This is a genomic window from Moorena sp. SIO3A2 (genome assembly GCF_010672265.1).
GTDB lineage: Bacteria > Cyanobacteriota > Cyanobacteriia > Cyanobacteriales > Coleofasciculaceae > Moorena > Moorena producens.
This window is the reverse complement of record NZ_JAAHHC010000094.1, coordinates 1-11,664: the sequence shown is the minus strand read 5'-3', so window position 1 is coordinate 11,664 and position 11,664 is coordinate 1. Positions and strand designations below refer to the sequence as shown.

The following is an 11,664-nucleotide window of genomic DNA, read 5'->3' as shown; positions in this document are numbered from 1 at the left end:
AAATACGTTCTCTAATATTTCCATTTTCTTCTATTTTTAAGGCTTTTTGAAGTATTGTTTTTTGCTGTCAGATAATTTTTTGCTGGCATATTTCCTATTATTGGGTTATTTATTAATTTTTATTATACCAATTTAAATGCCGAACAGCTTATTCCCGATTCCCTATTCACTGTTCCCTGTTTCCAGAATATCTTTGAGCAAAATGTTCTTGCAGTATGCGGTGAATGAAGATATAACCACCCCCAACTTTTCTTAACAAGATACGTTCTGTGGCGTAGTCAAGGAAGCGGGCATAATGCCAAGGAGTATAGCCTTGCCACCAGAGAATTAGACGTAACGTAAAGTGTTGAATTAAAACAACTCCAGCAAATACTGGTCCTGTTCCACCTACTATCCCAGTAAGTAAACCAACCGCTAATGCAATACTGATGAGCTCATGAGGTGCTTGGATGTAATTTAAGCTATAGAGTATTCCTACAAAAAAAAAGATTCCAAAGAAAATACCAGCATTTTTAGCTGACTTCCAAACACCCTGGTTAGGAATTATGGTTTGTTCTAGGTTTTCTCCTTTGCCTAAAAAACCAACCAGTCCAGGAAGTGTTGAGAATACTATAACCTCAATAAAGATATCAAAATAAGCTCCGAACTGGCTGAGATCATATCTTTTTGTAAACAACAAACGCACAAGGATATAAATTAAACCACCTATTAGTCCAACCGTTCCATATCTTATGGCTTGCTTAGGATCTCGCTTGATAGTGTCAATAATTCCTATTTCTCTGTTGATAAAGCTTAACAAGAACCCCATAGCTACTCCATCAGCCGTCACAGGAGATAGAATAGCCCTCCATTTATCATCTTTTATGCCCTCTCCAACCATGGGATAGATCATTAAAGCAGTAATGATGATATAGAGTAGCCCAGATATAATTCCAGGAATAAGCTTAGATAGTTTTTGAGATAGTTTTTGGATTTTTTGAGGGATCAACTCAACCCTAAAACCTGGTATAGTTATAGTTCTCAAATAAGATAGCACTGGAAAACTTAGACAGGATACTATAGCTGCTATCACTGAAGGAATTACCAAGGAGATTTGTACTCCTATATCATCGGTAACCTGGGTACCAAAGTGTAAGGCTGTAGTCAATCCAGCTATCAGTCCAAGAATCACTCTAAAAACAACACTATAGATCCATTGTTGAATACCTACAGGTAAGCAATCAGGCTGCATCCGCTCAATTAATAATTCTTTTCGCTCTCTTTGTGTGATTTGATGAGCTATCCAAATTAACCATTTTTTTGAGCTTTTTTTTGAAAATTTTACCGGCTTTTCTTCAAGTTTTTTTTGAATATAAGCATCAAGTAAATGCTTTCGACGTTTTTCAAATAAGCTTATGTCTAATAAGTCATTGTTTAAGTCATTGTTTAAGTCATTGTTTAAGTCATCTTTTGTCTGACCTTTATAGGCAACAGCAATAAAGTTTAGAGTCAGAGGACTTTTCACTAATTCCTGTATGGCTTCGTCTTCTTCTTTTAATTCCTTAACTCCTGACAAGGCGTCTCCAGCATCGTCAAAATACCGTTGGATTTGTTGGTCTGTAAGTTGCCTATAGAAAACAGCAGTTTGAAATTGAAGCTTCTCTGAAATTTTGTGGTAATCTCGAATTCGAGAGCAAACCACCATTTCGGTTTCTTTATAGTTTACTATAAACTGATTGATTGCTCTAATGCAATCTCCTCTTTTGCTTTCTCTGACTTCATCTAAACCATCTAAGAAAAGTAGTAGTTGCTGATTTTTTACCCAATCCTTACACTGCTTTTCAGAAAACTGATAGATTCTATTCAGTTCCGTAACCAGCCACTGGGCTAAGGGTTTTGGCTCTTTCTCCCCAGCCCAACTGGAAAGGTTGAGCACTACAGGAATTGGTAGGGTTGTGTTTTTCCTGGCATCACTGATTAATTCATCAGCAATTTCGAGAAGTGCGGTGGTCTTACCTGACCCCGATCTACCAAGAATCAGCATTGTTCTGGTGTTTTCAAGTTCCCCAAATACGTCAATTGCTCTAGTTCCTTCAGGCAGATCTTGTCTTTGCCGACTTGAATTTGCTCCTTGTTGACTTGAGGGATTGATCACGGCGCTAGGGTCTTCAATTAGACCCAATTCAAGGGTTTCTTCGATATGTAAAGACTTCTTAAGAACACCTTGAATCCAGAATTTTTCTACCCGCTTAAGTAAGGTTTCACGGGGACTAGCTTTCTTGCTGGCAATATCAATTTTCATTAATTGCAAGAGAGATCCTACTATCCCCCAGGAACTGACAGGAGCTGGAGTTGAGGGCATAGTGTCCGTATCTGAGAGTCCCCGTAACTGTTTCCAGGTGATGCTTTCTTTAGCTAGATTGTGATGAATGACTGGTAGCCAACTGACTTTTGGTAGTTTATTTTTGTTCTTTTTGATATAGCTCTGTAGCTTGATTCTAGCTTCCTGTACAGAGCGATATAGAGATAAATGCGTAGTGAAAAATCCCAGAAAATATTTGAGAAACTCTTGTGCCACTTGATCAGGAACGGGTTCTCGCCAAACAATAATCTGAGCAATATCTAAATCTGCGAGTTGACGTGCTAATCCCAGTCCATTGCAGGAATTAAAAATAGCCAACTTCATACCTTGCTCAATGGCTCTTTCCATCGTCTCTCTAATCGTTTGAATATCTAGAGATTCTTCTGAATTAATTTTGAGCAAGCCAGTTTGACCATCTTCTTGAACATCACTATGTCCAGCAAAAAATAGAATATCCCAAGATTTATTTAAAAATGATTCCAATTCTTCAAGAGTTGGCTGTCGCAGAAAAACACAATATGCTCCTGGTATCTTTCGGAGTAATCGTCTATCAGCTTCCACATCAATACCTTGACCGCTGTCTCCTAAAATACATAAGATTTTGACCCGTTTCGGTCTTTGGGAATTTGAGTTCTGGTCAGTAACAATAGCAGCGGCAATTTGCTCTGATGCAGCGAAGGAGAGAGCAACATCACCAAAACAGTCATCAATAAACAAGTCCCAGCAGTGCCAGGGTAGTTTGTGTAATATATTTTTGGTGGATTCAGAGGTAATCTCATGTGTTTGAACAACGACCTGAATTTCATCCTGGGAGTTTAGATCGAGAATTTGTTCGAGTTGTTGTTTTGTAGTCCTCAGCCAATGATTGAGATCGTTGCGTAAAAGATCAAGGGACTGATCACACTTAGCTATGTACTCAGGGATAGAAAACCGAGGACGTATAGTCCGTATAATACCTCTAGAATCCTCATCCCTAGAAGACTCCAGAAGGGTTTTATATTTATCCTGCCATTCCTGATAATACCTGAGAATTTCTGGGATTTGAGGTAGTTGACAGTATATCTGTCTGTAGTTCTCTGGATCATTTTTACCTTCCTCCACAATCTTGATGGTAGCTTGACCAAAACCTCGCTGAAAATTGCCATCTTCTGGGATAATAATAACTGTCTTACTCATTTTATTTGCCTTTGTGTAGAGCTAAGCAACAAATTCCTCAGTTACAGATTCATCATTTAGATAAATTTGAACAGTGACTAGTTTTCCTGGAAGTTCAGTTAAGGCAATCTGAATCCAACTGTCTGCTTCCTGGGCTTCTACTTCCTCACTATCTGACTCAAGCATGACTTTTAATTTTAAACCCAAAGGCAAAAACTCATTCTTTTCTGTAGGATGAACTTGAAATAAAAATCCCACCTCTTGATTTTCTGCCAACCATTGACTCACTACTAAATCTACTTGTTGAGAATCTGCTGATAAACCTAGAGTAATTTTTTTAGCCCGTTCAATAACATCATCGTTTATTTCTAGATTTCTAAATGCAAATTGTCTAGGTGCCAGGACAGCATCTACAGCTTGCCATGTGTCATCAAAAAGCTTTTCCAAGTCTTTTAATTTTAAGGGGTTTACTACCGGTAGAGGTGAGAGTTCACCAATCAAGTCATCAACCGAGCGCAACCGACTAACTTCGATAACATCTGCAACGACTGTTTTAGCAAATCCTAAAAGCTGGACTTGATCTAAGTGTTCGCTAAACTGAATAGCAAGATAACCAATCCGGTCTTCGGTTACTTCTGGAGGTAAAGACACAGTAGTTTCTCCAGGTAGCACAGGACGACATTCTAATCTGCCAATGTCAGGAACAACTAAATCAGCAACATTCCATTGATGTCTTAGAATTGGATTCCAACAATCACTTTCGTTTAAATCCGTGTCAATGCCAAGATACTTAAGATATCTGTGAACTGCATAAACCGCTAATGTATTAAAATAAACCTGTTTACTTTTTGCAGTTGTGGCTTGTTCCGCTGCGAATTTGCTAGCGAAGCGGTGAGCTTCAATGCCGAGAGTAATTTCTAAATTTTCCATGTTTTGAGTTGTCATGATTCTTCCTCTCCTGAGTATCCTATATCCTTCAATTTTTTTTGAAGGAGTGGTAGGCATTTTCTTTTCCAATGGGATATGATAGTATCGTACTTAATGCCCAACTCCCTGCTGAGGTGAGTTAACTTCTCTGGTGGGTATTTGAAAAGTAACCTTTGGCAAAGGAGCTGACAGTTACAATCGGGACGCTTACGAGGATGACACTTTTGAAAGCTATGGTCTGGATCTTCCTCTACGTAACGTTCTAATTGTTCAAATATTTCCAGAATTTTCTGATTTCTGAGTTTATCAATGTAAGCGTCAATTCCATTGAGAGTAGGAGTCTCAAAACCACCATCTGGAAGTTGATCTAGTAGTGTTGAGGGATTGTCCGAATTTTCATTGATGTAGACATCTAAACTAGACTCACGACTATGTTGGTATGCTTGGTTAAGATATAAATCTTTAATCCGCCATATTAGATAACCATTTATCCATTTTAACAAGCTTGTCTGAACTGCTAAGTCTGGTTTGGGTTCAAAAGCACAAATATTTTTGATTACCCATTCCCAAGTTTGGTCTAAAGCTTCCAAATAAAGGGGATAAGAAGATTTTCGGAGTCCGGGTAACTGCTGACATTCAAGTAATAGTCGATGGATATCCCGTCGCCGTTCTTCACTCTGAAAGTCCTGATTGCCACAAATCTTATTAATAAGTGCCAGTAATTGTTGATCTGTCATAGTCATCTTTTTTTTGATAACTGGTGTAGATTACTCTTTAATCCCTGATATTTCAATAAACAAGAATATTCAGAGGGAACTTAGGGTAAGCGCCAGAAAAATTGAGCCAAAATGTGATATGGGGCAATAATTATGACCATATTAAGCCTTGATTATCAGCACTATTGCATACTTTTATCAATAGTGTTGATAATTATGCTCCATTATTAATTTTTGCCTTTACCCTGAGAGGGAACTAACAATGACTCTTCTGTTGATAATTATAATTCTTATGAAGCACTTGAGATTGAAGGGCTGCATCTCACTGTCTTGATGGAGTTGATCATGGCGGGAACCACGGCAGTCGTTCATGGGGGAAACCCCCAAGACCGCGCTGCCTCCCCAAGACCGCGCTACCTCACTGCATCGCTTTTGAAATTAGCCAAAACTTCCCACATTTACCACATTTACAGCATTTACTACATTTACCACACTTACATCATTTACCTTCTTGTTTACAAATCTCAGATGCACCCTATACAGCTGATCATTACTGGCTTTGCAATGACTTAGATCAGATTTTGCACAGTTTTTTTCAAAACCACCGATATATTGATGTATTCAACGGAAGGCTAATTTAAGCCCGCCGCAAAAATGGCTGATCAGTATTTTACCAATCCGACAATGGATAGGAGGATTTGTGCTGGATATTGTTGAACCCATCTCCAACTCGGAGAATACTTTGCTGAGTTTAGACCAGAACTTAGAAAGCTCTAAAATTTCTCTTAATTTCAGTGGTTCTGAACAATTACTTTCCCTTAACAGTTCAGACCTGGATTCAGATCAACTCTTGATTTCTGACCATTCTGACTTAACAACTGACCTAAATTTGAACTTGGAAACAACCGCTACGGAACCTCAAGCTAATCAAGACGGCAGCGATTTACTGACGGGTACAAGTAACTCAGAGACATTAGTAGGAAATCTTGATGATTTGGATACTTCTGAATTTGATTCAGGAGTTTTAACAGTCGGAGCAGATGGCGAGATTACATTTGACTTTTTATTTGATGGGGGCAAATACAAAGGAGAATTAGCCATCTTCAGTTTAGAAGATATGGCTGAATTTGAACCCGGTTCAGAAGCATTTATTCGAGAAGCTGCTCGTCGCGCTCTGACTGGTTCAGAGTTAGGTCATGTGGTAATTTCTGATCTAGAAGAAGGGTCAAGATTTAGTGGTATTTTAGGAGAACATGAAAAAGAAAATTGGAATCGTGGAGAATATCAGGATGTCAAGACATTTGCCATGAATCCTGGGGATGAATTTGGCATCTTGTTTGTTCCCAAAGGCAAGGTTCAGCAAGTTTTTGAGGATCCGAGTATTGACGGTTCTAAACGTCCATTGTTCTCGATGACGGCTGCTGACTCAGAGGATGTTTATGGTCTGGGAACAATGGTAGATATTACAGGTCATGGACATACTTTTGGATTCGATGACCAGTGGGGTAAACCGGATAGTGATTATAACGACTTGATTTTTAAAGTTATAGGGGCAACAGGAGAGGCAACATTACTCAGTGAGATAGTGACTCCAGAAAGTAATTGGCAAAATACAGACTTAGGTGAAGCGTTAGTTGATTACTTCCAGTTGAGTGATCCAGATACGTCTGGCTCTAAAGTAGGTTTTGATCTCGTTGAGCTTCAATTGGAATATATCGCTCATCAACAAACAAATGAATCAAGTTCAGAATTTGAGCCAGATAACTTCTTGTTACAAGTTAATGAAGGAAAGGTCGTTATCGATGCTGTTGCATTTGACGATGCAGATACGCTGCTAAATGACCTCACAGCGTTAGGCTTACAACAAGGTGTGGCATTTAAATCAGTTGTGTCAGGGCTACTACCAATTGAATTAATCAATGAAGTATCTGCTTTGAACAGCCTAGCCTTTGCAAAGCCAGCATATCAGCCATTAACTAACATAGGAGCTGCTGATGCAGGAGCTCCTATTAGCCAGATTGACCAAGCTATCAATTCTAATGATGCACGCCAAAACTTCAATGTAAATGGAGCTGGAGTGACTGTAGGAGTTATCTCAGATAGTTACAACGTATTGGGAGGAGAAGTTAATGACATACGGAGTGGAGATCTTCCAGGAGTTAACAATCCTAATGGATTCACGGCAGTTGTAAATATCTTGGAAGAAGGCTCTTCTAGGGATACAGATGAAGGTCGTGCTATGTCACAACTCATACATGATGTAGCTCCTGGTGCTGGTTTAGCATTCCATACAGGTTTCAATGGCACAGCTAATTTTGCTAACGGAATTAAAGAATTAATGGATGATGCTGGTGCTAACATAATTGTCGATGATCTTAGTATCTACGCTGAGCCAATGTTCCAAGATGGAATTATTGCACAAGCTGTTGATGAAGTCGTGACTCAAGGCGTTGCATACTTCTCAAGTGCTGGTAACCAAGCTAATAACTCCTATGAAAGCTCATTCGTCTCTAGTGGTCAACGTATTCAAGGTTCTGTGGCTCATGATTTTAATCCAGGACCAGGTGTAGACACTTTACAACAAATTACGATTCCGGGGAATGCCAACTTGGTTGTTTCTTTGCAGTGGGATTCTCCATTTCTTTCTGCTAGTCCTGAAAGTGGGGGTGCAACTAGCGATCTTGATATTTATTTACTTGACAACACTGGTAATCGAGTTTTAGCAAGAAGTACAGATCGAAATATTGGTCGAGATGCAGTAGAGGTTCTTAGATTTACCAACAGAAATACAGATGCTAATGGGAATCCAATACCAGCCCAATTCAACCTTGCAATCACGAACCCTCGCGGAGATGCTCCTAGAAATCTGAAATATATTCTTTTCAACCCAGGTTCAGGAGCAACAGTAATTAATGAATTTTCTACTAATTCACCGACAGTATATGGACATCATGCAGCAGTTGGTGCAATGGCTGTTGGGTCAGGGTTCTATAGAAATCCAACTACTTTAGCACCAAGCTCCTCAATTGGGCCTACCACTATTTTGTTTGACCAATCAGGTAATCGGCTAGTAACTCCGGAAATCCGTCAAAAGCCTGAAATTGTGGCTCCTCATGGAACCAATACAACATTCTTCCCTGCATTTGTAGATAATGACGGAGATGGCGTAGACGATAATGACTTTGAACCAGATAATTTCCCAAATTTTTTTGGTACCTCTGCTGCTGCTCCCCATGCTGCTGGTGTAGCTGCTCTGATGCTGCAAGCATTTCCAGGCACTCCTCCTGACATACTTTATCGTGCAATACAAGAAAGTGCTCTGGATATGGAGAATCCCTATACTCCTGACTTAGATCCAGGAATTGATAATGCAACAGGCTCTGGTTTAATTCAAGCAGATCAAGCAATTCAAAGACTTGAGCAGATCCAAGCTCGACCTGAAATCAATCTTCAAATCCCTAGCATTACTGTTACACCTCCAAATACTCGAGGAGATCGTGAGTTTAAAGGAAATGGCCCTCGAATCCGAATTCAATCCCAAGCCGTAGAGCGAGGTACTACGCTACAAGCTACAGGCAATGTCATTTTTGAAGAAACAAAATCAGACTTCACAACTTTTGATGGTTTTTTCTCAAGTAGTATTGATATCAGCAGTATGTATCCTGGCTTTGTCATCGACTCGATTATTAGAGGCGGTGGACTAGATACTTTAGAGACAACAGATGTCGATTTGCACGACAGACAAGTAATATACCAAGACGGAGACGATTTGGTGGCAAGGTATGAAATTCAAGGAGACACTCGGCAAAAACTAAGAAGAGGTAGTGATGAACCCTTTGTTTCTATCTCTTTCAATCCGGTAAGACTAAGATTGCGATCATCGACAACAGGAGAGCTAGTAGAAGATACCTTCTTTTTGAGAGATATCACTTCATTTGAACCTCCAAGAGTTCGGGGAGATGATGAGTTCGACGGTAACGGTCCACGTATTGAAATTGAGACGGAAATTAGTGCAAATGGCACTATCTTAAGTCCTTATGTAATTGCAACTTTTGAAGAGACGATAAAAGATTTTACAACGTTTGCAGGCGTGCTTGAAAGTTTTGGAGTTGATGTTAGTCAACGTTATCCAGGCTTTGTGATTGATGAAATTATCAGCGATAGCCGAGATGTCTTAGAAACTATAGATGTTGATTTGCTTGAACCTCAAACTATTTCTCTAGATAATGATGAGCTAGTGCGAGAATATACAATTCAAGGAGATAGTAAGGGGGATGATCAACCCTCCGTGACTCTTTCCTTCAATCCTGTAAGAGTAAAACTAAGACCAGCCTGAATTCTGCCGACAGGTTAAATATTCAATCCAAAAACATCTTCTACATTTTATTTTAATGTGGAAGGTGTTTTCATAAAAATAATTCCAACAATAAAATATCAAAATGTTTAACCAACATTCAACAGCACCTCATCTCTACCTAATTGTTCCCAACATCTTTAACTTCAAAGGCGGAATTCAAGTCTACTCCACCTTTTTGATCCAAGCCTTACAAACTCTCTATCCAGAAGCCCAATACGATATTTTCCTCAAATACGATACCTCTTGTCAGCCTAACTCTCAATTTCTACCACAAAGTCGATTTCATTGCTTTGGTAAATTTTACCGCTTTCTACAAAATATTCTCCTTACCCTGAAAATTATTTTAATGGGAATTTGGCAACGACCAACTCTTATGATTACCACCCACATCAACTACAGCATTCCTTGCTACTGGCTTAAACAACTGACAGGGATTCCCTACTGGGTTGTGGCTCATGGTGACGAAGTTTGGAACCTCAAACATCCCCTCCGCCAGAAAGCATTACGTCATGCAAACCAAATAATTGCCGTTAGTCACTATACACGGGATCGCCTTCTCCATGAACAAAAGCTCAATCCTTCTCATCTTTCTATTTTACCCAATACCTTCGATGGAAAGCAATTTAACATTGCACCAAAACCGTTTCATCTGTTGAAAAACTATAAACTTTCTCCCCACCAGCCTATTATTTTAACGGTTTCTCGCTTAGGAAAAACTGCTGCTCCTCACAAAGGCTACTTCCAAATTATTCAAGCTTTACCTCAAATTCGCCGTCAGATTCCGGAGGTTCATTATATTATTGTTGGTAAGGGAGATGCCAAACCTGAGATTGAAGCATTAGTTCAGCAACTTGGCTTAGAAGACTGCGTTACTTTAGCTGGATTTGTACCGGATGATAAGTTATGTGACTACTATAATCTCTGCGACGTTTTCGCTTTACCCAGTTCTATTGAAGGCTTTGGAATTGTCTATTTAGAAGCCCTTGCTTGTGGTAAACCTGTGTTAGCTGGAAACCAGGATGGGGCTGTTGAACCGCTGGAAAATGGCAACCTTGGATGCTTAGTTGATCCACAAGATGTGAATGCGATCGCCTGGAGTCTCATTCAGATTCTGCAAGGTTCCTATCCCAACAAAATGATATACCAGCCCGAACAGTTACGACCCCGAACACTTGAGACCTTTGAATTCTCTCAATTTCAAAAGACTTTGGCAGCTTTAATTTAAAACAAGATCTCCTCCAGAAGTCAGCATAAATATTCATCTTTAAAAAGACTGTTTCATCTACAAATTTTTTCAAAAATTATGGAACATTAATGTCAGAGTAAGCGCAAGAAAGAGAACGCTATTTTGTGCTAGCAGCCGATAGTTATCAATCAACCCTGCCTTGTCTTGATGCAGCCCCTCCCCATGAGCGACTGCATCAGGACAAGGTCAAAAACTGTAATCCTGGTTTACAATTCCTACACGAAACGCTATAATTCAAAAGAACTTTCACCTGGTAATTGCAAATTGCTATAGCAATCCGTGTAGGAATTGTGATAATTTTTATTCCCTACTCCCTACTCCCTACTCCCTACTCCCTGCTCCCTGTTCCCTTTGCTATATGCAAATCCAAGACTACTTCAACTTCCTAGCCTCTGATGATATCCGCATCAAAGGTAGCCGCATTGGCATCGAAAGTGTCCTCTACGAATACATCTATCGTGCCAAAACCCCGGAAGAAATTGCCGAACAATTTGATACCATTACCTTGTGTTGATGCAGTCGCTCATGGGGGAAACCCCCAAGACCGCGCTGCATCGCTAGAAGAAGTCTACGCCACCATCCTCTACTATCTACACAACAAAGAAGAGGTCAGGGCTTACTTGGCTGACTGGCTAGAGTTTTGCCGTCAACAACGAGAACAGCAAAAACGTAATCCTTCCCCTGCACGGCAGAGGTTTCGGCAATTAAAAGCAGAAGCAGATGCTCAGCAAGAGTCTACTAAATCAGTTAAGGCTGTAACCTAAAACGCATTTGAAATAGGTTTTAGGTAAGCATTCAGCTATCAGCTATCAGCTATCAGCTATCAGCTATCAGCTATCAGCTATCAGCTATCAGCTATCAGCTATCAGCTATCAGCTATCAGCTATCAGCTATCAGCTATCAGCTATCAGCTATCAGCTAT

The 11,664-nt window shown here is 39.8% G+C and carries 5 protein-coding genes and 1 pseudogene; 3 read left to right on the top strand and 3 right to left on the bottom strand.

The window, feature by feature from the left end; translation table 11 throughout:
* Positions 1 to 166 precede the first annotated feature (166 nt).
* From F6K64_RS37140 to F6K64_RS37130, 3 genes are read right to left on the bottom strand one after another with little or no spacing between them, the layout of a single operon-like run.
* Complete coding sequence (locus F6K64_RS37140; protein WP_287267946.1) at positions 167 to 3,517, bottom strand: NACHT domain-containing protein; 3,351 nt, start codon at positions 3,515 to 3,517, stop codon at positions 167 to 169.
* Between the two features lie 21 nt (positions 3,518 to 3,538).
* A complete protein-coding gene (locus tag F6K64_RS37135; protein ID WP_287267944.1) occupies positions 3,539 to 4,441 on the bottom strand; it encodes a DUF1822 family protein in 903 nt (300 codons plus the stop codon).
* Positions 4,438 to 5,160: a hypothetical protein gene (locus F6K64_RS37130; RefSeq protein ID WP_287257206.1), complete on the bottom strand. Its 723-nt coding sequence runs from the start codon at positions 5,158 to 5,160 to the stop codon at positions 4,438 to 4,440. Before F6K64_RS37130 ends, F6K64_RS37135 begins: the two co-directional genes overlap by 4 nt.
* Before the next feature lie 679 nt (positions 5,161 to 5,839).
* Here F6K64_RS37130 and F6K64_RS37125 point away from each other — a divergent pair.
* The 3 genes and pseudogenes from F6K64_RS37125 (at position 5,840) to F6K64_RS37115 (ending at position 11,506) form a co-directional block, all read left to right on the top strand.
* Positions 5,840 to 9,475 carry a DUF4114 domain-containing protein gene (locus F6K64_RS37125; RefSeq protein WP_287267942.1) on the top strand — a complete coding sequence of 1,212 codons (3,636 nt, stop codon included), beginning with the start codon at positions 5,840 to 5,842 and terminating at the stop codon, positions 9,473 to 9,475.
* 103 nt (positions 9,476 to 9,578) lie between these two features.
* Positions 9,579 to 10,721: a glycosyltransferase gene (locus F6K64_RS37120; RefSeq protein WP_287267941.1), complete on the top strand. Its 1,143-nt coding sequence runs from the start codon at positions 9,579 to 9,581 to the stop codon at positions 10,719 to 10,721.
* A 379-nt stretch (positions 10,722 to 11,100) separates the two neighbouring features.
* Positions 11,101 to 11,506: pseudogene (locus F6K64_RS37115) on the top strand (DUF433 domain-containing protein).
* Positions 11,507 to 11,664 lie beyond the last annotated feature (158 nt).

Excerpts from the sequence above, each read along its gene's own strand:
- F6K64_RS37140 (WP_287267946.1), bottom strand. The coding sequence starts at position 3,517 with ATGAGTAAGACAGTTATTATTATCCCAGAAGATGGCAATTTTCAGCGA.
- F6K64_RS37135 (WP_287267944.1), bottom strand. The coding sequence starts at position 4,441 with ATGACAACTCAAAACATGGAAAATTTAGAAATTACTCTCGGCATTGAA.
- F6K64_RS37130 (WP_287257206.1), bottom strand. The coding sequence starts at position 5,160 with ATGACAGATCAACAATTACTGGCACTTATTAATAAGATTTGTGGCAAT.
- F6K64_RS37120 (WP_287267941.1), top strand. The coding sequence starts at position 9,579 with ATGTTTAACCAACATTCAACAGCACCTCATCTCTACCTAATTGTTCCC.